Below are 24,383 nucleotides of genomic sequence, written 5' to 3'. Positions count from 1 at the left end.
GTTTAAAAAGGGTGACATGGATAGCATCCATTACCCTGTTCTGAATAATAAAAAGCATCATAATCAACTTTGTACTTTGGTTATGCCTCATGAAAGAATTCGACGCGATATTCGTACAAAATTCAGAGCAGACGATGAAGTATATAGAGCTTTTGTAAATCATCTTAAATCTAATTTCATTTCAGAAGTTAATGGCCATAAAAACGTCTTGTTGAGTGGTGAATACTTTTGTGGATTCAGCTATGAGGAAGTCAAAGAATTTAAGAAAATCATAAATCAGATGGGCTTTAATAAAGTAAAAGTTGTTGTTTACTTTAGGGAAGTATGCTCGCTGTATTTGTCACAAATTCAACAAAGAATAAAAGGCTCATCCACTTTTGCTAGTCCGAACAGTTATAAATTTAATTATAGGAGCATCTATGAAAGGTGGTACTCGGAATTTTCTGACGTCGAAGTAAGAGAGTTCTCTCCTGATGCCCTAGTCGACGGTGACATCGTTTCTGACTTCTTAGATGTAACTAATAAATTTTTTGGTACAGATATTGTTAGGCCTATCGAGCTTAATAAGTCAAATGAATCATTATCTACCGCTGCGATGCTAGTGATAAAAAAGTACAGAGAACGATTTTACCCTGAAGATGATAATATTCTTTTTCCTGATAGCAACAAATTAACGTCGCTACTTAGTCAAATAAGTTCGGATAAAGGACTGGTTTGTAAACCCAAGTTAAAAGATTCCGTAAAATCGCTCATAAGATTTAATAATAAAAGCGATATTGAATGGCTTAACGAAAAATTTGGAATTGATTTTTCTTTCGGCAGTGACTTGAATAAGCCGGTTGAGAATATAAAATTTGAGAACAGAGTTGAAGATGTCCTAAAATTAAGTGATCAGGACTCTGAGATTCAAAATCAATTATTATTGGAAGTCGCAAATTATTTTTTAAACCAAAATAAGAGGTAGCATTACCTTGACGACGGTTTTAGAGGCTAAAAAAGCGATTCATGCTGATATTATTCTATAGCCAGGGTTTCTAGGGCTTTTTCATAATAATTATTACTGAGGTGGATGTCTAAAGGGGGGCGGAGTTTGATCGCGACTTCGCTTTTATTAAATCCTGATGCCTCCTCGAATTTATCAACTCTTATAAAGTTAATGTCCGTTAATAACAGCTTGTTTTTTATTTCTTTTAAGGCAGTATCAAAAATACTCTTTATCTTTTTATAAGAACCTGCTTCTACTCTTTCTTGACCAAACCTGGCGTATGCCGCTCGCTCGCTCATGTCTGGACTAAGTATCCAATGAATGCTTTCGAAGTCATCATTTTTAACTACCTGAGCGATAGGAGTTAGTTGAATGTACAGGTAGTCAGTATAAATTTTATGAATGAATGCTGTTGACAATTCATAGTCAAAAAAAGGTAGCTTGGGAGTTTTTTCATGGGTCAAACTACCAAAGGCTCTAAGCAGCCCATCGCCAGATACTCTTAGACCAACTAATAGCAAATGATTTTCATCGGTACGGGATATTTCGATTGTTTTATTTGGAACCCTAGTGTCTGTGATTTCGAAACAATGTAGGTAGTCATTCTGTTTCAGGTCCCACCATTTATGTTTTAAAAATCGATTTGCTATAAAATAAAGGTTGTCAAATTTATGACCGAATGCCTGCTGAATGAGATCTTTGGCTGTAGTTAAGTGGCTATCTCCGAGGACGATGAGATTACGCATTACCGAATGCCTCTAGTAGTGCTTCTTCGCAATGTTGGTCAATTTCTTCATCGACACTGCTTGGACTCATATTTGATTTACTGACAGTCCTCTCTTTTGTTTCGTTGATGCCAAATTTGTCGTGCAGCCCCTGAAAAAATGAGTTCATTACAAAATTAACCCCAGCTGGGTTAACGGAGCGCATATTAGGCTCAAAAAAGACACCTTTAAAAGCAGGGCTATTAATAATCTCGTATGAAGGAAAATAGTCAATATAGTGCTTTGTTTCGGAAACTGTTGCTGCCACGGCTCTTAGTAAAGACTTTGAGTGCATCGTTGCCGTTAATACGTGTTTCCCCGAGGCTGTAGCAGTTAATGGGACGGGAGACACCGTAAGAATAAACCTCAATTTAGGATTCATTTTTCGCATCACTGCAATGGCTGATAACAAATTGTCTTTAATAAATTTAAATGATTGATTTTCAAATTGATGCCTCTCAGCGTCAAACTCACCCGCTACAGTACCAGGGCACATCGGGTATTCAAATCCATCCCTGTCGAACCAACTTTCTGTTAAGCCCAGCGTAAAGACAAAAAAGTTTGCTTCGGTTATAGATTGCTTAAATTTTTCTATTGTGTACTGCCGCAACCTAAGCACTTCTTCCTCACTTGAAAAGCCATGAGGCTCAATTTTAGGACGAAACGGATCGAAATATTTGTTGCTCTGTTTCCAGACTAAGTTTGGAGACTTCTCACCGTCAGCCCATCTAACCCATTGGTGCAGTAAAGATGTTGTATATATGTTCGCGGTTCTGCTACTAAAGATATGATAACCGTATTGCTTGGCCGTCTCTATAGGTACAGTTGTTGGTGGTACCTCTGTACGGAGCCAACTGAAGCCGCGTTCTGAAAGAGCATTGCCGATGTGTTGCGCAAAACACGAGCCGTAAGTGGCAACGTTGTGCTTGGGTAGAATCTTGAACTTAGGGTCCCACAGTCCTGTGATATCAAACAGCGATTTCTGAGCGACTGCTGTGCGCCAGAAAGCCTTGTCAGGTAGTGATGAGTATGGGGTATTGGGTTCCATTTTTGTATGTCTAAACTCCCTTTGATGTTAGGCTAACAAGATTAACGAAATATCTGAGCGAGATAAAGAAAAACCGGCTGCAGTAGGGGGACAAATGAAACATATTGCTGTAATAGGAACGAGTCATGTTGGCGCTCTTAAACAGGCTTGGAAGGAGCTTGGAAATGAATTAAACCGGTATAAGTTTACTTTTTTCGCTGCTCGCTCATCGATGTATCGAGCTGCCGGTGTGCGCTTTCTAACACACTCAAACGGTATATTGAGCCCAAAAACTGAGCAGCTAGATGCTGCATTTGCATACACTTCAGGACAGCCTACTGGCGATGTCGTGCTTGCTGATTATGATGCAATCTGGTTATACGGTTTTACTCCTCGAGTCACCCTTGATTTTGTAGAAGGAGTGTCTGCAGCCTTTAAGCAAAAGTGTTTTGAACAAATAGCAACTAAGAAGAGTGCATGTTATGTAGCTGAAGTGATCCGTAACGAAGGCTTTAGTGGTCCAATTGTTGTTAGCCCCCCTCCTATGAGAATTATCGAGCAACAGCCTACAATCGTAACTCCAGATAATGCGTATCAAAGTTATTTGCAGGGCTATAGCCTATGTTTGGAGACTTTTAAAACTACGCTTTTAGTTCAGCCCGAAGCGTCTTTAACACGTGAATTTAGTACCGTTTCACACTATGGTGTGGGCAGCGCGAAACTTGACGTGTCCGGTGACGGGGAAATTAAGCACCCAGAAAGTGATGTTTCACATATGAACAAGGAATTTGGGAAGGTAATGCTGAGGTCTTTTCTTAACGCAAATGACTTGTAATAAAAATCCCGATGATATTCTGGACATACCGTTTTTATGTTGTAATATTGTAAATAGATCAACCTTGTTTGGCTTGAGGATGTTTAATAGCTCTATCAGGGATGTCATTTAAACAATAAACTGAGGTTTTGATATGAAAAAGTTGATTACTCTCGCTGCTTTAGTTGGTATCACAATGGGCACGTCGCTTGTCGCGAGTGCTGAAATTGTTCGCTTACCTCCGAGCAATATCACGGCGGTCTTGATTGATAAAGAAAACTTTGGCGGTTGTATGGCTCAGGTCGATATTGATGTGAGTGAAACTGCGCCCGCGTGTGGCGGAAGCTATATCACGTTCGACTGTGACGGAGACTTCCAAGATCCAACCATTGGTAGTCGCTTTCTCGAGATGGCGCAAGTGGCCTATGTAACGGGTAAAGGTATGCGCTTTTCAGTTGATACGAACCTGCAACACAATGGATTCTGTGTCGCAACCCGTGCTGACTTAAAATAATCGGCGGTTGCTTTTAAAGTAAGGGTAGTGGCTACGACCAAATACGGTGGTGGCCGCCTTACTGTTTTTATACGAGGTGTTTATGGCGAACAAAATTATTTTGGGCGCTGTTGCGGTTGCGGTTGCAGCAGGTGTTTATGCTTATGTTAGTGCAGGTGATCCGGCCGAAACGTCGGGGGATCGGGTTCTGGAGAAGCAAAACGCTGGTGTCGCAGCGAGTTCCGCGCCACGTGAATTAAAACCAAAATGGCAGCAAAGTGAACGTTCGGAACCAGCCATGGGTGAACGCGGGGTTGCCTACATCGATGATAACGGCAATGTGAGTTATCGGGACATGGACGGTACTGATGCAAATGCCGAGCAAGCGACCGAAGGCTCTAAAGTCGTTCGTCATATAGGTGAACGGCTGGATCCTGAAACCTATGTGGGTGAGGGGGCTCCTGAGTTGATTGCCATTGGTGAGCCGATGGATCCTGAAAAGGTTTATCCGGATTCGGGCGCTAAAGAATTGCAGACGGTTGGCGAAAAGATTACCGATGTCGAGAACTATCTCGGTGAAGGTTCGAAAGAGCTTCGTATGGTCGGTGAACGGATTCCGTCGAATCAGGTTCAATAGCTTCCAGGCTTTACAAAACTTGACGTCTAAAGGGGCCTTATGGCCCTTTTTTATTGATATATTCCCCCATAATCAGTAGCCTATTAACAACTTTTATTCTGGATAAATCTGTGGCTGTGACTATGACAATTGTCGATACTAATTCACCGTTTTTAGCTCATGTTAACCAACTTGCAGACCTTGAGCCGTCGCACGAGCTCGCGTCCTATCTGAACTCGGTCAGTTGGGCCCAAAAACAAGGCGTCAAGACGACTCAACAGGCGCATCGGTTAGATTCGATTGACGAACTTTCTGAGGATATGCTCGCCGAACATTGTGTCATCAAATTAGCGGATGGTTGGTCAGCTAAGGCGTTGATGATTATCGACCGTGAACCGAACAACCGGTTTTTTGATCATGTCACGTTGCGTTCTTATGGACTTAAAAAGTTAAAAGAAAAGCTGACGCAACTGTATCAATCAACATTTACCGGTGTTCCGCAGCAGTGGGTTGTAGAGGCTCGTGAGCCTGGCGCACTGAGCAGTACCGTATCACCGGTAAGTTACAGTTTTTATGTGTTCAACGGTATTGTTGGTTTTATCAGCCAAACTGACTATAACTTTGCGACGCGACGTGTCAGCTATTTTGATGGTGCATTTTTGCCGCTTGCCTTTGGTCAAGATGTGACGTTGAGCAGTAGCGAATTGGTAGAGGGGCATCATTTGATTCCTCAACATGCCGCGCGCTATGTGAAACTCGCGCAAACGCTATCACTAGCAACAAAAGCGCCGTTTGTTGCGGTGCAGCTTTTTGCCACCGCAACGGGGCCTGTGTTCGCGGGACTGGATTTTGCGCCTCGCATTCTAACGAAACAAGCGGTTAAGCTGTCTTCTGATGTCGTTAAACAACTTGATGATAAATTTAGCGGCGCCAAAAGCCGCCTCGATAACGGCAGCGCAAACCTGATTGAGGGTCAGCAAGCTGATAGCGCGGTGCGTTTTTCGGTGGCACTGTCGGCGGTTGATGATGCCGCGTTGGCCACGGTGGAGGAAATTCCGGACTGGAAGTATCAACGACTGGCTGCGGTTGCCGAGAAGGGCGAGTCGCGAGGTGCATGGCGTTTATCCGATAAATATAAGCAACTGAAAGAAGCTGCGCCGAATAAGTTAGCTGAGCTTGTCAATGAGCAAATGCGGACTGCATGGGATGCCATCAAACGACTGAATGCAGGCGCTTAAGTTATGCCGACAAATGAAGAACTACAGCAGGAAAATGCGGCACTGCGTGAAGAAGTCGCAGCACTTAAGGAACAACTTAAACAGCAAGCGCAAGATAATGCCAGATTGACCGAGTGGTTACTTGAGTTGCCGGAAAAGCCTCCGGCTATCCGCCCGGACGGTAGCCAGCCCAAGCGCAATGTGAAGCCAGCTGCAGGCGGGCTATTTGGCAAAGTCAAAAAAGTTTTGAAAAAGGCGGATGCGAAGACTGAACTGCCATCGTCAGATGTCGAACTGCTGCGTCAGTCTGACTGGTTTGATGCTGAGTGGTATTTGCACACTTATCCTGATGTAAAGCAGTCGGGCATGAATCCTGTTTTGCATTACGCGATTCACGGTGGTAAAGAAGGTCGTGATCCGTCCCCTCAGTTTAATTCCCGTTGGTATTTAGGTTTTCATACAGATGTTGCGGAGCAGGGTTTGAATCCATTGGTTCATTATCTACGCCAGGGTATGAAGGAAGGTCGGGAAATTCAGCCGAGTGATAAAGCCGACTTATGAATGCGATAGAAATATTAAAAGAGTCGGGTTTTGTACAGCGTGATTGGTACATAAAAAAGTACCCTGACGTTGGTTTGTTGGGTATGCACCCAGCGGAACACTATTACAAAATTGGTGCTAAATTAGGACGAAATCCCGGTGTTAAGTTCGACACGGAATTTTATCTTGAGCGCTATCCTGATGTTGCTGAGAGTGGTATGAACCCGCTGTTGCACTACATTTTACATGGTGCAAAAGAAGGGCGTCACTCGCGGCAAAACAAGCTGGACGTGCTGGAAGATAAAGTCTGGTCCGGCCATGCTATTAGCGCTTGCCGGGCTCTGGCTAAGATCCTTGAGGATGAACGCGCCCCCATCCAGGAGCGCCATTTGGCCGCGTGGTCGTTGGCTCGTTGGCGGGCTTTCAATGGCGAACATCGCGAGGCATTAGAGCTCAGCCTTAAAATGGCTGAGTTGTTGCCGCTCCAGCGCCTGGATAAGGCACGAGTGTTGCTCGAAGCAAATAGTCGGTTAAAACTGCAGCAAGCCGATGCTGCCGCAGAGATACTAACGGACTATTTGTCGGAAAATCCTGATGATCCTGATGCACGTTTAATGTTGGCGAACACCTTTGCGGACGATGAACAGCGCTTGGCCTGCATTAATGATATGTATCAGCGGCATGGCTATTTGCCGGTTGCAAGAGCCGATGAGCAACAGCCACTTGCGTTTGCCAATTTGACCTCAAATCATAGCGAGCGTGATTGCGCGATACCGCCTGCTGAGCAACATGAAAAAATCTCGATTATTATGCCGATATACAAAGCGGAAGACCGTATCGAGATTGCGATAAATTCGCTGCTGAATCAGACGTGGCGCAATATTGAGATTATTGCCGTGGATGATTGCTCACCCGATAATACGGTGGCGGTATTGAATGCTATCGCTGCGCGAGATCGTCGTGTGAAAGTGGTGCAGCAACCCCACAACCAGGGCGCTTACCCGGCACGTAATCGCGGCTTAAAGGAAGCCAGTGGCGATTACATTACAACCCACGACGCGGATGACTGGTCCCATCCTCAAAAGCTAGAACAACAGATGACGTTATTGCGCGCGCAGCCTGATGCGCAAGGTGTGATATTAAGCTGGGTTCGGGCGACGGATGATTTACATTTTACGATCAATTGGCGGCCATCCGACAGCATCATCCACTACAGTCATTCATCGTTTATGCTCACCCGTGAGGCGGTAAGCAAGATCGGTCACTGGGATGAAGTTCGTATCAGTGCGGATACAGAATACATTTGGCGCGCTCAACATCATTTTGGCAAACAGGCAATTTTGCATGGCCTGGCCGAGGTGCCCATGGCGTTTGCGTTGGATGATGAAAGTTCGTTAACGCGTACTAAAGCAACCCATGTTAGTACGGTTTACTTTGGTCTGCGCCAGGTGTATCGGGAAATATGCCGTTGGTACCATAAGCGCGGGCTTGATCCGACGGCAAAAACCTCGATTCCTCAGGCCATGTTACATAAACGAGGCGACCACCAGAGCTTTGATACGGTTATCGTCGCTGACTTTTTAAGTAAACGAAACAGTCGTGAAGTGCTAACGAAAGCCCGTGAACTGGCCGAACAGGGTGAAAAAATTGCGTTGTTGCATTGGCCAAGCTTCAACAATAAGCAATACCGATTTGTGAATGAGTATTGTGAGTTATTGCATGAAGGCTTAGCCGAACCCATTGTTTTTGGCGACAAGGTCAATGCTAAATCATTGCTTGTGGGTGACCTTGAGTTGCTGGTTTATCCCGTTGTTGCAACGCCGGAATTTGAGGGCATTGAATCGGCTGTGCTGGTCGATCGTGGACGACTGTCTGATGGCGCGTACAAAGATACGGTGATAGAGCAAGCTGAGGCGCAGGTCCGTGATGTATTTAACACCGATAAGATTTTTATTGAGAGTATTGCATGAGTAATACCGAACAGCTGAGTGATTCAGTAGTAACAGAATTAATGCAAAAAATTGCCGAGGCTTACGAGCAGCGATGTGAACAACAAAAGCAAAGAAGCCAACTGCTTTCGCTGGTGCTTTCGCAGTTGAATAAACTCAATAAGCAACAGCGCATTGATATTTTAGAATACGTGAGTGAGCATTTTCCTGCTAATGAACTGTCTGAGGCTTACGTTAGGCAAGCGGCAACCGTTGGAGCTGCATTGCATGCGGCGGCGTCGTTTAGCGAATGTTTAACGAGGGCTACCCGAAGACGTCAACTGTCAGGTTTTCGTAACGAGTTGGAGTTAAATGGTAAGGCGAGAGGCTACCGCTTCGTTAACGCATTGGGAATGAAGCATCCGAAACCGTTAACCAAACCCAAGCCGATAGAACGACTTGAATTAAACCAACCGGCGGTCTTAAAACCGACCAATGGTTCATCCAGCAACGGCATTTACATTTTGTCGGGTGACCGGATTACTGAGGTAAAGACTGGGGAAAACCTACCGAGTGAACAGGCGTTGCGCGAGAGAATTGATGAGTTGCTCGATACGAATGTGATCCGCAACAACCGCTGGGTTCTCGAAGAGTATATTGGCGATGACGTGGATGGCCGGCCTGTTCCTGCTCGGGACCTGAAGTTTTACTGTTTTTACGGTGAATTGGGTTTTGTGCTGGAAGTCGACCGTGAGCATGGTGGGCATTATTGTGAGTGGATGCCGGATATGACCCTAGCAAAAACCGGGCGCTATCAGAATAAAACCTTTGAAGGAAAGGGCTTCACGCAACAGCAAGCGCAACAGGCGTTAGCCGTAAGCTCTGCAATCCCGGCGCCGTTTATGCGCATTGATTTTTTACGCAGCGAAAATCAGTTTGTGTTTGGTGAATTTACACCTCGACCGGGTCAGTACAACGCGTTTAACGCACAATTTGATCGCTATCTTGGTGAACACTATTTAAGAGCCGAGGCGCGCTTACAGCAAGACTTGATCGCCGGCAAATCCTTTGATGTGTTTAATAAAACGGTAGCAAAGAAATGAGCGGCACTGCGACGCTGAGTGATTATTTTGTCACTGGCTTCAGCAGTAACAATACCTGTAGCTATGCCATTTCTTTAGCTGCTGAGCGACGGGGGCTGCGGGTTGAGTGGCTAGGCATTCCTTTTTTTAAGCATTTACAGGTACCTCTTAATCAAGCTAACCAACTTGGTAATCTTTACCGGTTATCGGATGGACGGCGGCGGTTGATTTTTAATCGTACGCTCGCGCTCAGTGTTTCTGAGCAAACCCGCAAAACGTTGGCTGATAAGTTCTCTGCGGCAGCGGCGCTGGCTAGCTATAACATTGCCACGACGAAACCACAGTTATACGACTTAGATGATCCTAAAAGTTATCAGGCGCTTCACAGCAAAGCCTCATACCCGTTGGTTCTGAAGCCAGTGAAGGGCAGTATGGGGAAAGGCGTGTTTGCGAATATTGAAACGCCCGCTGAGCTTACGTCGGTGTTGCAAAAATTATCGGGTAAGGTGGTCTGTGAACGTCATATCAGCGGAAAAGAGTACCGTATTTATGCGCTAGGCGGGCAACCGGTTGCTGCTGTTCGGCGTCATCCTCCGATGATTACGGGTGACGGTCAGAGGACTGTTGAGCAGTTGATTGAGCAAGAAAATACGGCTCGTGGCAAACGAAAACTGCCCAAAATAAAGTTTGAGGATGCGACCCTCCTGCGGTTGAAAAAAAGCCGGTTGACCTATCAGTCGGTCCCCGAAGCGGGCGAGCAAATCATCCTTTCGGATAAGTTGGGACGTTCTAGCGGTGGGATGATCGAACGCGTACCACTAAACTCACTGCCTGGTTGCGGGCAATTCTGTGAGGCCGTTTATAGTGCTTTCCCGGATCTTGAGGTTTTCGCTGCGGATGTCATTGATACCGGAAAAGAACTGGTTGTTATCGAAATCAACAGTCGTCCACAGAGCAGTTCGTTGTTAAAACCAGATCTGGGTGACCCCTTTGATTTTGCCGATGCCTTCGTGTGTTACTTTTTCTCACAGCCGAAACGCCTGCACAACACAGCGCCTATCAGTGTACGCGCGATAAAAGATGATTTAAAAAGCGGTGCAGTGAGAGCTAGTTTCAGTGGTCGCGCACTTGCTGACTATGCGCCGGTCATTGCTGAGCCTGATACCGAGCTGTTGCACAATCAGGGCAATATTCATCAGCTCATCTTGCAACGCGCCGCTTGGCGGCAGGGGTGTCTGGTTAATTGTTTTACCAATAAGTCGGGGTACAAGCGCTGGTCGGTGACGAGTGCTAACCGTACCTTGCGGTTTAGGCAAAACATGCCGGCCGTGACGTCGTTGAAGACTCGTGAAATAACCAACGATAAGTTCGCAACTAAGCGCAAGTTGGAGCAGGCGGGCATTTATACGCCCCGCGGTGAGGCGTTTGCGAGTAACGATATCGATGCGATTACGACGTGGTACCGGGCGCTGCCAACTGGTACCAAGGTGGTGGTAAAGCCGATTGATGGTGCCGGTGGTAAAGGCGTTACATCAAATATTCAAAGCTATGATGAGCTGCTTATGGCGCTCGATTATGCGCGGGCAAGTCAGGTCGTTATCGAGGAACATATCGAAGGCGATGACTTTCGTTTGATATGCTCTGGAGGGCGTTTTTTAGCGGCGATTCATCGACTGCCTGCGAGTGTTACTGGTGATGGAAAGCATACGATAGAGCAGCTCATTGCCATTAAGAATAAAGCGCGTAAAGCCAATCCATACCTGAAAAAATGCGTGATACGTTATGATGAAGCGATGGCCTATCGTTTACAGAAGTCTGGTTATACCTTGGCGACAGTGCTGGCGGATAATGAGCACTGCTTTTTAAATGACATTGCTAATGTCAGTGCTGGCGGCGATAGCGTTGATGTTACCGATAAGGTGCATGATGATTATCGCGCGTTAGCGGAACGGGCACAGTTAGCGTTTACGGATTTGGCGTATTGCGGCGTTGATATTTTAGCAACCGATATCAGTTCGCCCATCGACCCCAAAAAGACCGCAGTTATTGAGGTCAATGCTAATTGCGATGTTGCGTTGCATCATTTTCCCTCGGTAGGAAAACCGCGCAATGTCGCGGGAGAGATCATGGCTGACCTACTGCCAGCTGGCAATACAGAACGGCAGGCACGATATTACCGAGTGCGTGGTAAGGTTACTGGTGTGGGCTACCGGCGTTGGGCTGCAAAAATGTGTGCTGCGCTGGGGCTAGAAGCAGGCATTCGCAATGTCGGTTCAGAAGTGGAAATTTCTGCTCGTGGTACACAGGTTGCGCTCGATGAGTTACAGCGATTACTCATTCAGGGTTCTAATAAGTCTGTCCCTACTGAAGTGAGCTGCCGACCACTCAACATTTTCAATGCCAGAGGTGGCGTTAACATTCTGGATAAATAGAGTGAGGACCACGTTGAAATGGCAAGTAAATCATCAGTGGCATTGAAAAGCCTGAAAGCGGTTTTTGATGATGACTACTATTGTCGGAGCAACCCTGATGTCGCTCGGGCGAGTGTTGAGCCTTTTCAACACTATTTGGCGTTTGGGCGACTTGAAGGCCGGTGGCCCGCGCGGTTTACCTCGGTGAGCTTGGCTGCTGAGTTGTGGCAAAATGATTCAGCGCATGAACAATTAGCGCGCGACGTCGCGCGTAATGATAAAAGCAAGGGCTTGCACGAACAAGCCGATGCGCAGTTGGGGCGCTGGTTTTTGGCTCAGTATTATGGTGCTAAGAACCAGTGGCGATCGGTGGTTGATCTGTTGTCCCCGCTTCAATATGCCGATGGCTTAGAACTTTTACGGGCATTGGTGCCACACCAAGGGCCTTTTCTATGCTTGTTGCAGGCTTTGTTGCGCACAGGGCGGCAATCCGAAGCCGAACGCCTGGTGCAGATTGAGCATTGGCCCATCGTCGATGATTTGGGTCGTCACGACCATTACTTGGCTGAGTCGATGGTGGTCGCAAAAGAGCAACGATTTGCGGCAATTAACCAAATCTATGAGGCTGTAAATCTTGCCCCATTAAGTGGCCCTTGCGAAGGCGAGTCGTTATTTGATGCGTTGACCGCCACAGGGCGTTTGAAGAGGCCCGGGTTCTGGCAGCGCCAGCCAAAAGTTAGCGTCATTGTACCCTGCTATAATTGTGCAACGACGCTGACGACAGCAGTTAAAAGTTTGCAACAGCAAAGCTGGCAGCGATTACAGATTATTCTGGTTAATGATGCCAGTAAGGACAATACCGCAGAGGTCATGACGGAGTTGGCCAAACTCGATAAGCGAATTTCAGTTGTCCATCTGCATTCAAATGAAGGCGCTTATGGCGCTCGTAATGCTGGCCTGGATGTGGCCAAAGGGCAGTTCATAACGACTCATGATGCCGATGATTGGTCCCACCCGGATAAGATTGCGTGTCAGGTCTATGACTTATTAAAACACCCTAAGGCTGTCGCTAACCGAAGTGCCTGGGTGCGAGCCGATGACCGGCTAAGCTTCAGTCGCTGGCGTCCTGAAGCGAGCTGGATATATCCCAATGTGTCGTCATTAATGTATCGACGCCGTGTTTTTAAACGGTTAGGTTATTGGGATGCTGTCAGAGCTGATGGCGATACCGAATTCTATTATCGAGTGCTTGCGGAATTCGGTACTGACTCAGTGCGCGAAGTCATGCCCGCGGTGCCTCTAGCGTTTGGTCGAGTGGACCAACGTTCACTGACACAATCTGACGCAACACATGTTAGTAGTATGCTTGGTGGGGTACGCAGACGCTATCAGCAGGCCGCAGCAGAATGGCACCGGCAAGCGTCATCCCGCCAACTGGCACGTTATCCAAAACGTCGGCCATTTGTTGCGCCATTGTCTTTGTCTCGGGGGACGGATGAAGCGTGGCAGGCGAATGCCGTCGAGCACCTTTATCGTTCGACACTTTTTGATGCAACTTACTACTTAGAGCGCTATCCCGACGTTGCGCAGGCCGGTATCGAACCGGCGTTGCATTATTTGAAGTTTGGCGCGGCTGAGGGGCGTGATCCTTGTGCGCGTTTTAGTAGTTCGGGTTATCGTTATGTGCATCGACTCTCCCTTAATGAAAACCCCTTAGTTCACTGTTTAACGAAACAGGAACTGCATTCGGTTCCGACAACTGATGCGGATGATGTGACCGCGTCATTAACGCTTGGCGCATTAGCAACCGCCTCGCAGCGACCAACCTTAATGGTGATTGCTCATAGCACTGCCGGAGAGGCCTTTGGGGCAGAAAAAAGCCTATTGGATGTCCTGGCGATGTTGCAACCGCATTACCAGTTATGGGTTGTGCTGCCTGGAGCGCTGAATGCCGATTATGTGTCAAAAGTTCAGCGATTAAGTCAGTGCATTAGCTTTTTGCCGCTGCGCTGGTGGCACGCGAGCCGGGCTACGGACGATGAGGTGCTTCAACAGCTTAGGCTATGGATGAGGTCGGTACAGCAGGTTTATGTCAACACGCTAACGCTGCATGAGCCATTACTGGCGGCGGAGTTGGAGCAACGGCGTTGCATTGTGCATGTGCGCGAACTGCCGGAGCACGATGCTACGCTTTGTCAAACACTGGGTGCGTCGGCTGATGCGATACGTGAGCACTTACTTGACAACGCAGACGTTCTAATTGCGAACTCAGCCTGTGTGGCGGCTGAACTTAAGGCTCCGGAACGCACGACTATTGTGCCGAATGTGATTGAGCCTGAGCAGTTTGTCAGTGCACAAACTGATTTTCCGCAATACGCCTCTGAGCGCCCGTTACGCGTCGGTATGTTAAGCAGTAACCTGGCGAAAAAAGGCATAAAAGATTTTTACCAACTTGCCAGCACACTTTATAATGACGCAAATTTCGAGTGGCATCTATTTGGTCCATTAACCGAAGACTTAAGCCAGGTGCAGCAGCAATACCCTGAGGCCAACGTGGTCGTTAACGGCTATGTCGATGATCCGGTGCAAGCGCTGAAACAATTGGACGTGGTTGTCAACTTGTCACATTTTCAGGAATCCTTCGGTCGCTCTGTATTGGAGGGGCTTGCGGCCGGTAAAGTCGTGATTGCGTACGACTGGGGAGCACTGAGTGAGTTGCTTCGCGACGACGCAGGCGTGTTGGTGCCTTTTGGTGATATCAATGCATTGGCCTTACAATTAACGTCATTAATCACACACCCTCAACGGTTGGTGCAGTTGCGTGAACAAGCACTTCATCGTGCGCGACAGTTCTCGGTGGATGCCGTAAAACCAAGATTACTTGAGGTGCTGCACTCGTGATACGAGCAACCGAGCCGGTATTAAGGACATTATGAACGTAGTTTTGCACATTGGAGCACCGAAAACGGGTTCTTCGGCCATTCAGTACTTTTTGCACGCAAATCGCGAGCGTTTGCAAAAACACGGCTTTTATTACCCCGCGCACAACTTTGATGAAAATTTTGTCTCGGGGGGGCATGCTAACTTTGGCGCTGCCGTTGCCAATAATGAAATGGATAAGGCGCAGCAATTGTTGCAGGAATGGCGGCAGCAGGCTGAGCAAAAAGACTGTACGTTGCTGCTTTCCTCAGAGGCGCTTTATCGCTGCCCGAAACGAGTCAAAAAACTATTAGAGGGTTTTGATGCTCGTATACTTGGTTACTTTAGGCATCCGCTAGAGTCGCTCGTTTCTAATCACAACCAATCCATAAAGCGGCATTACTCCAGCCTGACGCTGGATGATTTTCTGTTTAAGCAAGTCGGTATCAGCAATCGAGGTGTGAGCGGGCAGGTATTTTACGAATGGCGCAAGCACTTCTCTGCTGAGCAGGTTTCGGTGCGGCCTTATTATCAACCGGGCTTTTTTAAGGCGGCCATTGAACTTGATTTTTTACAGCGCTTAGGTATTGAGGGCTGGTCAGCACGCCGTTTTAAGCGCAGCAAAGCGCGGATTAATACCAGCTATACGCAGGGTGCGCTAGAAATTAAACGGCTGCTTAATGGCTTGTTGGACCAGCAACAACCCAAGGAAAGTCGGCTAATTGATCGCGCGTTACAAGCTTATTCTGACCAACACAACAATTCGCGTAACTGGCAACCTCAAGTGGTCAGTGATGGCGTTTATGAAGCCATCACTGCGCGTTATCAGCCGGCCATGGAAAAGGCGCAACGGGAGTTACTTGAGAATTGTCCGGCGGGCTTTTTGTCGCCTCGCACAGTGCAACCGATCACCTACTCGCAAACGCGGTTCGATCTTATCGGCGTTGTGGATGCCTATAAAACGCTTTGTCGGCAATTACCAGAGCTGATGGAGGAGTTGCAAGCGCGTTTACTGCAAAAACTGACCAGTCAACGTAGCCAGGACGATGCAGAATCGTTGCCTTATGCGTTGCTCAAGTTGGCTGAAGTTATGGGGTTGCCGGTTCCAGAACCGAAAATTGAGCAACCGCTACCAGCAACGGCAATGGATACGTTTCTTTCAGAAAAAGCGAGTCGCGTTGATTATCTGCGTGAAATAGCACGATGGCTGGAGCGTCATGACCAAACAGAGTCCGCGGTTAAAGTGCTCGCTCATGGGTACGCCCTGGCAGAACAAGAGGGCATACGTGGTGAGCGGATGAAAGCACTGCAGCGGCAACTGGCCAGTTATCAGGAACGTTTAGCCACCCTCGCTGCACAGCGCAAGGCGGACGACGAAGCGATTATTGGCGACTCCAGCGATCCAGATTAATACCAAAGTCTTCCTGCACACGAGTTAAGTTGGGGTTATAGGCCGGATCATGTGCCAGTTGTTTTGACCACGTCGATTTCATGTACTGGATCTCTCGTTGTTCCCGGGCCTTTTTCTCTGGACTGTCCTCTTTACCGCGCGATTTGGATTCGTAATGGTAGAGTTCTGCAAATGGGGTCCAGACATTTCGGTATCCGGCCGCTTGCACTTTTAAGCAGAGGTCGACATCGTTGAACGCGACGGTAAGCTCATTTTCATTAAACCCGTTTACGGCCTCGAAACGGTCGCGTTTTATCATTAAACACGCGGCAGTAACAGCGCTGAAGTTTTGCACGCATAACAAACGTTGCGAGTAGCCGGGTGAATGACGAGTGAAGTTTTTATGGGCGTGCCCGGCGAGGCCCCATACGCCAAGAATCACGCCGGCATGCTGAATGGTATTGTCAGAATAATAGAGCTTTGCGCCAACACACCCGATTGCCGGGCGCTGTGCATGTTGCAACAACTCGTCCAGCCAGTTGTCCGTAATCACTTCGGTGTCATTGTTGAGAAAACAGAGGTAGTTGCCCCGGGCTTGCTGGGCTGCATAGTTATTAATTGCCGAATAATTGAATGGCGCGTCATAGTCGACCACCCTGACTTGCGGGTGTTGTGTGATTTGTTGAAACCAATTCAGCGTCTCGGCCTGCTCGCTTTGGTTATTCACGATAATAATCTCAAAGCCCCGGAACTGTGTTTTCGACAGCACACTGTCAATACAGTTTTGCGTGATATCTAAGCCATCGCGTGTTGGTACAATAATACTTATCAGTGGCTTCTCAGGGATTGCCTGCGGTACATGAAAACTGACTTTTCTAATTCCGGGCTCCACCACCGATTCAATGGTCCGAGGTTGTTCACCTTGACTGAGCAGCCATTCTTTTAACGCCTGTTGACGCTGTTGCTCTAGCTCATTGGCGTTGCCACTGGTCGTGCTTTCGGACGGTCCTTTGTGATGCTGAAGGATGACCGGAACATGATAGGGCTCATCCCCCAAACTGAGCAATTTGAGCAGGCGGGTATAGCTATCGGCAACCATTAAAAGCTGTGGATCCGCGTTTAATAGTAGCTCCCCTTTGACAGCATAACAGGCGTCAATATAGTCCTTAGACATTAGTAGCTCAGGGTTCCAGCCTGGTTTGAATTGTGGGCGTACCCGGTCACCGGCTGCGGATAACTGGTCGTGATCCCAGTACACCAATCGAGCCCGATGCTTTTCTGCTTTACTCACGGACGCCTGTAGCAGTTGTTCAAACTGTCGCGTGTAGACGAAATCATCGGTACGCCAGTAATACCAGTGGTCACGGATGATGTCGCTGGGTTGAGTGTCTTCGTTGAGGGAGTGAACCGTAAGGCTCATACCTGGCTTGTAGCTTTTCAGTAGGGCTTCGCGCATTAGCGGTTCATTGTGCAGGCGCCAGTAATTGTATGGCTCGCAACTAATGAGTTGGTACTGCAATAATGGTTGATAGGCTTGCACCAACTTTCGCAGTGCATGTTCGCCGCCTTTGCGCTTCTGCCGTGCTCTGGTTATTCGATAAATATGCGCGGCGCCAAGGCCATTTTGTTTATCTTTTTTAGAAACCGCTTGCAGCATGAAAAACCAGGCTTTTGCGGCTGAAATTGGTTTTACCCGGACACTGAAATGTAATGTTTCCTCACCCTGGGTATTGGCATTCGCGGCAAATACGTAGTCGAGGGTAATTTTATTCAGTGGGTTATGTCGGTAAAAAACTAACGACGCCTTTTTCGGATCGTCATGACAAAGCGGCACACCCTGGAGATGATCGTTCTGACGCAACATAATCATGCCCTGGTCTTTCAGGAATCGTTCGGCAGCATCGTTTTTGGCAATTAACACAAAGCGTTGCCAACCCAGTTTGGACAAACTTTGATTGTGCAGTACGTGTTGCAGATGATGTGCTTCAAGGTCCCAGTCCGGTGTCTTAACCGTTAGCTCGATGTTGCTCATAATGGGTGTTGTTGTATCCACTTATTTAATTGCTGATGCTCGGCTGGCCAATTGTGCCGGGTAACCGCTTGATGGCCTTTAATGGCATGATGATACGGCAACTTGGGCTTAATACCAAAGCCGGTTATGCTCAACTGCTTGAAGGGCATGAATGAACGCAGCCACTGGATGATCAAAAAGCCGGCACTGGGTGGCGCGTGCAGCTGTTGTACACTCGCACGCCAGCTTTGCAGGGGCACTCCCAGCACCGCCCCCCGGTGGTTAATTAACTGTGGCCATTGCTGTTGCCACCAGAGCATTTGAGGGCCCGCAATAATGATCCAGTCGACGGCGTCAGGGACAGGTCCGTCATAACCTGGTGCCATGACCCAGATCGCCAGTTTTTGGCCGATGTCGACGGTGGCGGTGTGTTCACTCGAGAACTGGTTAAAGCGTATTACCACATCGTGCTGATCAATTTGGGCGCCTAGTTTTTGTCCGGCAAGCGTTGGGCTGTTACCGACAACGATCACACGGGAGTTGCTTAACTCCTCTACAAGTGCTTGGTAATGCTGGTTTTGCTGTTTTCGCCAAGCTTGTACTAACGACTGGTAGGGAGGCATCACCGCTGGCGTCATCTCTACGTTATGCTGCGCTTCGGCGATGAGATTGAGCAGTTGGCGCGCTTTATGTCGGTATATACCCTTAGACCAGCGCTGTAACCTCGACTGTCGATGCCACGTTAGTGCCCGTTGCAGGTGACAAGCGCTCAGGGGATACCCAAACTGGCGTTTTGCGATCATGTAATCGAGCCAACTGCGAAACGATTGACGCTGTTGCCATTGGTGTGCAAATGCGTGCAGTACGTCGACGCTGTAATGACCTTGTTGCAGGGCTTGGCGGGCGCTGTCGAGTTTCATGGTTGTTGCTCGTAAAGTTGCACAATAGCCTGTGCATGTTGTTCTGCACTGTAACAGGCCAACACAGCCTCGCGAAGTGCTTGATACTGGCAGGTCGGTTGTTGTTTATGCCGCTCTAGTTGCTCAAACCATTCTGTCGGTGTCTGTGCATAACTGACGCCGGCGCTCGCAAGTCTTTGCATATCAGGAATGGGACTGGCTATGGTCGGGCGATTAAAAAATCCTGCTTCGATGGCTTTGAGTGCCGATTTACAGCGGTTAAATGGCGTATCTTCAAGGGGCGCTAGATGGACGTGCCCCGCGTTAACGCATTGCCAGTAAAGGTCATAAGGCTGTTTTTGCTGCCAGATAATCTGATCTTTTTGCGCGGCAAGGGAATGTGGTAGCTGGCTTGGGTCTAATACACCGGTGATGTGCAGTTGAGCGTCTTTATGTTTGCTTAAAAATTGCCCTACGGCGTCAGCGACCAAGGCAAAGTCTTTGTCGTGGCTACGGGTGCCGGGCAGATATTTAATAATAAAGGTGTTGTCGGCTGTCGCTGTGGGCTGATGACGATACCAGCTTTTATGCGGGGCATTTGGTAGCCAATGCACGGGACCATCAACCAGTGGCTGCAGCGTTTGTTGCAGTGGTGTGGTGGAAACCGTGTAAGTATCGAACAGATTAAGAACACGTTGATGCTGGGCAAAGTTTTTTTGGGTTTGCTTTAGGCTGACGTAGTTATTACGGACGCCCGGGCTGTCTTTTGCAAAATCACTGGCAAAAACACGATCGTCAAAATCAGCAATCAGCAACGTTCCCTGAGCCCGCAAACGCCGGATCAACTGCCGAAACTGCCATCGTTGCAGCCAGGTGCGGGTGCAGGGGCGGTGAAACACCGCGATATCTACCTCTGGCAGCTTGGTGTAACAGTCGTTAATATGCAGGCAGTGCGCGTTATGCCCCTGTTCTTTAGCGGCAGCAGCAGGGTTTTCACAACGATAAATGAAAGCAGGATCGGACGCGAATTTTTGTGGGTTTTTGTTTCCAGCAATAAACGCGATACTCCGTTGAGGCTGAGTCACAAACCGATCCTTATATGTTGAGAGTTTCGTGCCGACTATTTTGTCGTGTTATTGTAATAAAGTCTGTCAGTAAAAGGAAATGCCCGAGTGGAAAACCCTCAACGCCTCGTAACAACCTCTAAAGGACTGTTTGCGATTCCTCATCTACCTGAACTTTTGCAGGCGCAGCTGAGTTATCGACATCGCCGATTGCTTTGGGTAAAGCAACGTCAGTTATCTGACGTTGATGCTGTCGTGGCATGGGGCAAAAAGCCATCAGCACTAGCAGCTGAGCATGTGGCTGAGCGGCTGTCAGTGCCCTTGCTGCGTATTGAAGATGCATTTTTACGGTCGTTAGCGTTGGGTATGAATGATATGCCACTGGGTGTTGTGGTCGATGATAAAGGCATTTATTACGACGCCACTCGACCGTCGCGGCTGGAAGAACTGATTCGAAAGCCATTGTCCGGGGCTCAGAGGGCGCGGGCAGAGCAATTGATCGTGAAATGGCGCGAACTGAGGCTGTCGAAATATAATCATTGTCGTGATCACAACGTTGACTATGGCCGACCCTTTATTCTGTTGGTTGATCAAACCTTTGGTGACGCGTCTATTCGTTATGGACAAGCAGACAGTGATGCGTTTGACAGGATGCTGACGGCAGCTCGCGAGCGGTACCCTCGCCATCTCATTGTGATTAAAACACACCCTGATGTGATCGCTGGACATAAACAGGGTCATTTTGATGCGCAACAGCTGAGTGCTGATCCCAGCGTCCATCTTGAAGGCCGTGCGTTTCATCCCCCCGATGTAATAGCAGCGGCCGATGCGGTGTTCTGTGTTACCTCACAAATGGGCTTTGAAGCGCTGTTGTGGCAAAAGCCGGTTTACGTTTTTGGCGCGCCATTTTATGCCGGCTGGGGGTTAACTCATGATATGCAGGAGCTGTCGCCGACACTGACAAACCGGCGCGGGCCGGCGACGCTGGAACAATTGGCTCATGCTGCATTCATTGACTATGCACGTTATTGGCATCCGGAACAGCAGCGACGCTGTTCGGTTGAGGAATTAATGGACTGGCTCTCTCAACAACGCGAATGGCGTCAGCAGTTTCCGGTGACACTTCTTGCCGAACGATTCCCGCGCTGGAAGAGAGCGTATCTCAGACGTTATTTTGCAGGTTCTGAATTAAGGTTCTTAAAACGTCACGCCGAGCTTCCCGAGGACCAGCCGGTGGTGGTCTGGGGGAGGCCCGGGAGCGCCAACCACATTGCAGTAGAGGACGGCTTTGTGCGTTCAGTCGGGCTGGGAGCCGATCTTGTCGCGCCGAAATCCTGGGTGATTGACGAGATTGGTATGTATTATGATGCCACTCGTCCATCGAAGCTTGAGCGCTTATTGCGTGAGGCTGAATTTAGCGAAAAAGAATTGCAAAGAGCGGCAAAAATTCGTGCTCGCCTGGTTAAAGAACAGGTGAGCAAATACAATGTCGGGATTAGCCAGTGGCGGCGACCAACAGGACGTCAAAAAGTGATATTGGTGCCCGGCCAGGTTGAGAGTGATGCCTCGATTACCTACGGTTCACCTTACTTGCGAACGAATTACGCGTTATTAAAGGCTGTCAGGGAGCGCTGCCCTGATGATTACATCGTTTATAAGCCACACCCCGATGTGGTGGCGGGACTGAGAACGAAAGACAGCCAGCATGCCGAACAACTGACATTTTGCGACGATGTTGTTCTGCATGAAAATATGGCATCATTATTAACAAAAGTAGATGAAGTGCACACGCTGACCTCTCTAACTGGCTTTGAAGCATTGCTGCGCGGTGTACCCGTGACATGTTATGGACAGCCGTTTTATTCTGGGTGGGGTTTGACCACGGATATTTATCCTAATGAACGACGTCAGGTGGCGCGTCAGTTGGATGAGTTAGTTGCGGCAACACTGATCCGTTACCCTCGCTATTTGAGCGAAAACAGCAACACATTAACGACCATTGAACAGGCTCTGAATGAAATTGCTGATTTGAGAGAGCGCCAGTCACATGACGCGCAAGCGACGTGGATGGTGAAAATAAAACGTGTGCTATTACGATTAAAACGATTCTAAAAATGGAAATCTGAATGACACCGTCATTTGAAGTTGCGTTAGTGCTCGGCTTTGCAGTAACGGTTGCTTGCCTGCTGGGCTTGCGTCGTTTAGCCCCTCACTGGGGACTTATCGACTACCCAACAGAAAGAAAACAACACCGTAAAGAGACACCGTTGATAGGTGGCGTTGCCATATTTGCTGGACTCGTTGCCAGTTTGATGTGGTGGCTACCACTGATCCCGTTGATTAACTCTTTTTTAGTGGCCTGCGGGGTGCTGGTGTTTGTCGGGTTGATTGACGACATTTACGATGTGAGTGTCAGGGTCAGGTTATTAGGTCAAACGATTGCGGCCAGTGTGGTCGTCATATCCGGTGATATTTATTTGCTGAGCCTGGGCAATTTGTTCGGTATTGGCGAAGTCACATTAGGCATTCTGGCCTGGCCAGTAACCTTGTTAGCCCTGGTTGGTGTAACCAATGCGTTTAATATGCTTGATGGTATTGACGGGCTATTGGGTATGTCATCACTGACCGCTGCGGGCGCATTTTTGATCGTTTCTGCGGTGGCCGGTAACCCGTTACTGATGTTTATTGCGGCCACGTTGCTGTGTATCTTAATCCCGTATTTGATCTTGAACTTACTGCCTGAGAATAACCATTATAAAGTCTTCATGGGGGATGCGGGTTCGTTACTGATGGGTTTTATTTTTGCTTGGTTAATGATTGTGGGTAGTCAGGACCACCTCACTTCCGCGCCGGTAATGGACCCTGTCACCGGGTTGTTTCTGCTTGCTCTGCCATTGGTCGATTTGGTGACGGTGTTATTACGCAGGATAAAACAACGACGCAATCCGTTTATGGCAGATCGGCAGCATATTCATCATTTATTTGGCAAGGCGGGTTATTCGACTCAGCAGGCGTTAGTGCGGTTGACGCTTATAATGTGGGCGTTTGCCGGGGTTGGTGTCACCTTACAATGTCTGCAACTATCGGAGTCGTTTCGGTTGATGGTCTTTGCGCTGTTAACGTTAGGGTATATGGCGTTAACCAAACGGCTGAAAAACATTATGGCTAGACGGATGAAAAAAACCATCGAAGGACAGGGATGATATGACCATTTTAGTTACCGGCGGTGCCGGGTATATTGGCTCGCATACTGTTTTAGAATTACTTAACGAAGGTTTTGAGGTTGTTGTTGTCGATAACCTAACGAATGCGAGTGAGGAAAGTCTTAAAAGAGTCGAACGGTTAACCGGGAAGCGCGTTGAATTTGTTCAGGCAGATATTCGCGATCGGTCGATGATGGATTCGATTTTTAGCCAACATTCGATAACGGCCGTTATTCATTTTGCGGGGCTTAAAGCGGTTGGCGAAAGCGTTAATCAGCCATTATCTTATTACTCTGCTAATGTTTACGGGACTATCGTACTGGCCCAGGCAATGGCTGCCGCGGACGTTAAGCAGCTTATTTTTTCATCGTCAGCAACGGTTTACGGTGAAGATGCGCCTGTGCCTTATCTCGAGAGTATGCCTCGTGGTAAAACCAGTAATCCTTATGGCACCTCAAAAGCGATGGTTGAGCAGGTGTTGACCGACTTAACGGTATCAGACCCCAGTTGGTCGGTGGTGTTATTGCGTTACTTTAATCCAATTGGCGCACATGAGTCGGGTGAGATTGGCGAAGATCCGCAAGGTATACCGAATAACCTGATGCCGTTTATTGCGCAAGTTGCGGTCGGTAGACGAGAGCAATTGTCGATTTTTGGCGGTGATTATGATACCGCAGATGGCACCTGTGAACGCGACTACTTGCATGTGGTGGACTTGGCAAAAGGGCACGTAAAAGCGTTGCAGGCAGCGCAAAAAGAGGGTGTTAGGATATATAACCTGGGAACAGGAACCGCACTTTCAGTGAAACAAATGGTAGAGGCTTTTGAGCGCGTAAATGGTGTTCGCATTCCTTATTCGATCGCGCCGCGCAGAGCCGGTGATTTACCCGCTTTCTGGGCTAATGCCGATAAAGCACGACAAGAGCTTGGCTGGCAAGCGGAAAAAACATTGGATGATATGATGCGAGATACGTGGCGCTGGCAGCAAAATAACCCTACAGGATATCAAAAGTAAAGGAA

At 48.1% G+C, this 24,383-nt stretch carries 19 protein-coding genes; 14 read left to right on the top strand and 5 right to left on the bottom strand.

Annotated elements, in window-relative coordinates; translation table 11 throughout:
- Nucleotides 1–16 precede the first annotated feature (16 nt).
- The gene (locus tag CWE23_RS03800) at nucleotides 17–964 is read left to right on the top strand and encodes a hypothetical protein (protein WP_206750260.1); all 948 of its coding nucleotides are present in this window, start codon (nucleotides 17–19) and stop codon (nucleotides 962–964) included.
- 50 nt (nucleotides 965–1,014) lie between these two features.
- On the opposite strand, the gene CWE23_RS03795 is transcribed toward CWE23_RS03800, so the two are convergent.
- Together CWE23_RS03795 and CWE23_RS03790 are read right to left on the bottom strand one after the other, a co-directional pair.
- On the bottom strand, nucleotides 1,015–1,731 hold the full coding sequence (locus CWE23_RS03795; RefSeq protein ID WP_126819542.1) for a hypothetical protein: 717 nt from the start codon (nucleotides 1,729–1,731) through the stop codon (nucleotides 1,015–1,017).
- Nucleotides 1,724–2,797, bottom strand: a complete 1,074-nt coding sequence (locus CWE23_RS03790; protein WP_126819541.1) for a GSCFA domain-containing protein — start codon at nucleotides 2,795–2,797, stop codon at nucleotides 1,724–1,726. The genes CWE23_RS03795 and CWE23_RS03790 overlap by 8 nt, the downstream gene beginning before the upstream one ends.
- 94 nt (nucleotides 2,798–2,891) lie before the next feature.
- On the opposite strand from CWE23_RS03790, the gene CWE23_RS03785 reads away from it, so the two are divergent.
- The 10 genes from CWE23_RS03785 (at nucleotide 2,892) to CWE23_RS03740 (ending at nucleotide 16,207) form a co-directional block, all read left to right on the top strand.
- A complete protein-coding gene (locus tag CWE23_RS03785; RefSeq protein ID WP_126819540.1) occupies nucleotides 2,892–3,611 on the top strand; it encodes a hypothetical protein in 720 nt (239 codons plus the stop codon).
- A gap of 133 nt (nucleotides 3,612–3,744) precedes the next feature.
- Nucleotides 3,745–4,104 (top strand): hypothetical protein, encoded by a 360-nt coding sequence (locus CWE23_RS03780; protein ID WP_126819539.1) that lies wholly within the window; start codon nucleotides 3,745–3,747, stop codon nucleotides 4,102–4,104.
- Between the two features lie 82 nt (nucleotides 4,105–4,186).
- A complete protein-coding gene (locus CWE23_RS03775) occupies nucleotides 4,187–4,720 on the top strand; it encodes a hypothetical protein (RefSeq protein ID WP_126819538.1) in 534 nt (177 codons plus the stop codon).
- A 122-nt stretch (nucleotides 4,721–4,842) separates the two neighbouring features.
- Nucleotides 4,843–5,937 carry an ATP-grasp domain-containing protein gene (locus CWE23_RS03770; RefSeq protein ID WP_126819537.1) on the top strand — a complete coding sequence of 365 codons (1,095 nt, stop codon included), beginning with the start codon at nucleotides 4,843–4,845 and terminating at the stop codon, nucleotides 5,935–5,937.
- A gap of 3 nt (nucleotides 5,938–5,940) precedes the next feature.
- Nucleotides 5,941–6,477 carry an MreC domain-containing protein gene (locus tag CWE23_RS03765; RefSeq protein ID WP_126819536.1) on the top strand — a complete coding sequence of 179 codons (537 nt, stop codon included), beginning with the start codon at nucleotides 5,941–5,943 and terminating at the stop codon, nucleotides 6,475–6,477.
- On the top strand, nucleotides 6,474–8,426 hold the full coding sequence (locus CWE23_RS03760; RefSeq protein ID WP_126819535.1) for a glycosyltransferase family 2 protein: 1,953 nt from the start codon (nucleotides 6,474–6,476) through the stop codon (nucleotides 8,424–8,426). The genes CWE23_RS03765 and CWE23_RS03760 overlap by 4 nt, the downstream gene beginning before the upstream one ends.
- Nucleotides 8,423–9,487 (top strand): ATP-grasp fold amidoligase family protein, encoded by a 1,065-nt coding sequence (locus tag CWE23_RS03755; RefSeq protein ID WP_126819534.1) that lies wholly within the window; start codon nucleotides 8,423–8,425, stop codon nucleotides 9,485–9,487. The genes CWE23_RS03760 and CWE23_RS03755 overlap by 4 nt, the downstream gene beginning before the upstream one ends.
- Entirely contained in the window at nucleotides 9,484–11,898 is a 2,415-nt protein-coding gene (locus CWE23_RS03750; protein WP_126819533.1) for an ATP-grasp domain-containing protein, read from the top strand. Before CWE23_RS03755 ends, CWE23_RS03750 begins: the two co-directional genes overlap by 4 nt.
- A gap of 18 nt (nucleotides 11,899–11,916) precedes the next feature.
- Nucleotides 11,917–14,778 (top strand): glycosyltransferase, encoded by a 2,862-nt coding sequence (locus CWE23_RS03745; protein ID WP_126819532.1) that lies wholly within the window; start codon nucleotides 11,917–11,919, stop codon nucleotides 14,776–14,778.
- 31 nt (nucleotides 14,779–14,809) lie between these two features.
- Nucleotides 14,810–16,207 carry a hypothetical protein gene (locus CWE23_RS03740; protein WP_126819531.1) on the top strand — a complete coding sequence of 466 codons (1,398 nt, stop codon included), beginning with the start codon at nucleotides 14,810–14,812 and terminating at the stop codon, nucleotides 16,205–16,207.
- Here CWE23_RS03740 and CWE23_RS03735 read toward each other — a convergent pair.
- From CWE23_RS03735 to CWE23_RS03725, 3 genes are read right to left on the bottom strand one after another with little or no spacing between them, the layout of a single operon-like run.
- Nucleotides 16,179–18,239 (bottom strand): glycosyltransferase family 2 protein, encoded by a 2,061-nt coding sequence (locus tag CWE23_RS03735; RefSeq protein WP_126819530.1) that lies wholly within the window; start codon nucleotides 18,237–18,239, stop codon nucleotides 16,179–16,181. The genes CWE23_RS03740 and CWE23_RS03735 overlap by 29 nt on opposite strands.
- Complete coding sequence (locus CWE23_RS03730) at nucleotides 18,215–19,117, bottom strand: glycosyltransferase family 29 protein (protein ID WP_126819529.1); 903 nt, start codon at nucleotides 19,115–19,117, stop codon at nucleotides 18,215–18,217. The genes CWE23_RS03735 and CWE23_RS03730 overlap by 25 nt, the downstream gene beginning before the upstream one ends.
- On the bottom strand, nucleotides 19,114–20,181 hold the full coding sequence (locus CWE23_RS03725; protein WP_126819528.1) for a glycosyltransferase family protein: 1,068 nt from the start codon (nucleotides 20,179–20,181) through the stop codon (nucleotides 19,114–19,116). The genes CWE23_RS03730 and CWE23_RS03725 overlap by 4 nt, the downstream gene beginning before the upstream one ends.
- Nucleotides 20,182–20,268: 87 nt before the next feature.
- Here CWE23_RS03725 and CWE23_RS03720 point away from each other — a divergent pair, with 87 nt between their 5' ends.
- From CWE23_RS03720 to galE, 3 genes are read left to right on the top strand one after another with little or no spacing between them, the layout of a single operon-like run.
- Nucleotides 20,269–22,272, top strand: coding sequence for a capsular polysaccharide biosynthesis protein (locus CWE23_RS03720; protein WP_126819527.1), 2,004 nt, complete (start codon nucleotides 20,269–20,271; stop codon nucleotides 22,270–22,272).
- Between the two features lie 14 nt (nucleotides 22,273–22,286).
- Entirely contained in the window at nucleotides 22,287–23,363 is a 1,077-nt protein-coding gene (locus CWE23_RS03715; protein ID WP_126819526.1) for an undecaprenyl/decaprenyl-phosphate alpha-N-acetylglucosaminyl 1-phosphate transferase, read from the top strand.
- Nucleotide 23,364: 1 nt separating this feature from the next.
- Nucleotides 23,365–24,378 (top strand): UDP-glucose 4-epimerase GalE, encoded by a 1,014-nt coding sequence (gene galE, locus CWE23_RS03710; RefSeq protein WP_126819525.1) that lies wholly within the window; start codon nucleotides 23,365–23,367, stop codon nucleotides 24,376–24,378.
- The last annotated feature ends 5 nt before the right edge of the window (nucleotides 24,379–24,383 follow it).

Source organism: Idiomarina aquatica (assembly GCF_003987185.1).
Classification (GTDB): Bacteria; Pseudomonadota; Gammaproteobacteria; order Enterobacterales; family Alteromonadaceae; genus Idiomarina; species Idiomarina aquatica.
Note: the sequence above shows the minus strand (reverse complement) of the source record. Positions and strands in the feature narration are given on the sequence as shown.

Bases quoted from the DNA above. Each gene is read 5' to 3' on its own strand.
- CWE23_RS03755 (WP_126819534.1), top strand. From the start codon at position 8,423: ATGAGTAATACCGAACAGCTGAGTGATTCAGTAGTAACAGAATTAATG.
- CWE23_RS03760 (WP_126819535.1), top strand. From the start codon at position 6,474: ATGAATGCGATAGAAATATTAAAAGAGTCGGGTTTTGTACAGCGTGAT.
- CWE23_RS03790 (WP_126819541.1), bottom strand. From the start codon at position 2,797: ATGGAACCCAATACCCCATACTCATCACTACCTGACAAGGCTTTCTGG.
- CWE23_RS03770 (WP_126819537.1), top strand. From the start codon at position 4,843: ATGACAATTGTCGATACTAATTCACCGTTTTTAGCTCATGTTAACCAA.
- CWE23_RS03780 (WP_126819539.1), top strand. From the start codon at position 3,745: ATGAAAAAGTTGATTACTCTCGCTGCTTTAGTTGGTATCACAATGGGC.
- CWE23_RS03730 (WP_126819529.1), bottom strand. From the start codon at position 19,117: ATGAAACTCGACAGCGCCCGCCAAGCCCTGCAACAAGGTCATTACAGC.
- CWE23_RS03800 (WP_206750260.1), top strand. From the start codon at position 17: ATGGATAGCATCCATTACCCTGTTCTGAATAATAAAAAGCATCATAAT.
- CWE23_RS03775 (WP_126819538.1), top strand. From the start codon at position 4,187: ATGGCGAACAAAATTATTTTGGGCGCTGTTGCGGTTGCGGTTGCAGCA.
- galE (WP_126819525.1), top strand. From the start codon at position 23,365: ATGACCATTTTAGTTACCGGCGGTGCCGGGTATATTGGCTCGCATACT.
- CWE23_RS03740 (WP_126819531.1), top strand. From the start codon at position 14,810: ATGAACGTAGTTTTGCACATTGGAGCACCGAAAACGGGTTCTTCGGCC.
- CWE23_RS03795 (WP_126819542.1), bottom strand. From the start codon at position 1,731: ATGCGTAATCTCATCGTCCTCGGAGATAGCCACTTAACTACAGCCAAA.
- CWE23_RS03785 (WP_126819540.1), top strand. From the start codon at position 2,892: ATGAAACATATTGCTGTAATAGGAACGAGTCATGTTGGCGCTCTTAAA.
- CWE23_RS03750 (WP_126819533.1), top strand. From the start codon at position 9,484: ATGAGCGGCACTGCGACGCTGAGTGATTATTTTGTCACTGGCTTCAGC.
- CWE23_RS03765 (WP_126819536.1), top strand. From the start codon at position 5,941: ATGCCGACAAATGAAGAACTACAGCAGGAAAATGCGGCACTGCGTGAA.
- CWE23_RS03745 (WP_126819532.1), top strand. From the start codon at position 11,917: ATGGCAAGTAAATCATCAGTGGCATTGAAAAGCCTGAAAGCGGTTTTT.
- CWE23_RS03715 (WP_126819526.1), top strand. From the start codon at position 22,287: ATGACACCGTCATTTGAAGTTGCGTTAGTGCTCGGCTTTGCAGTAACG.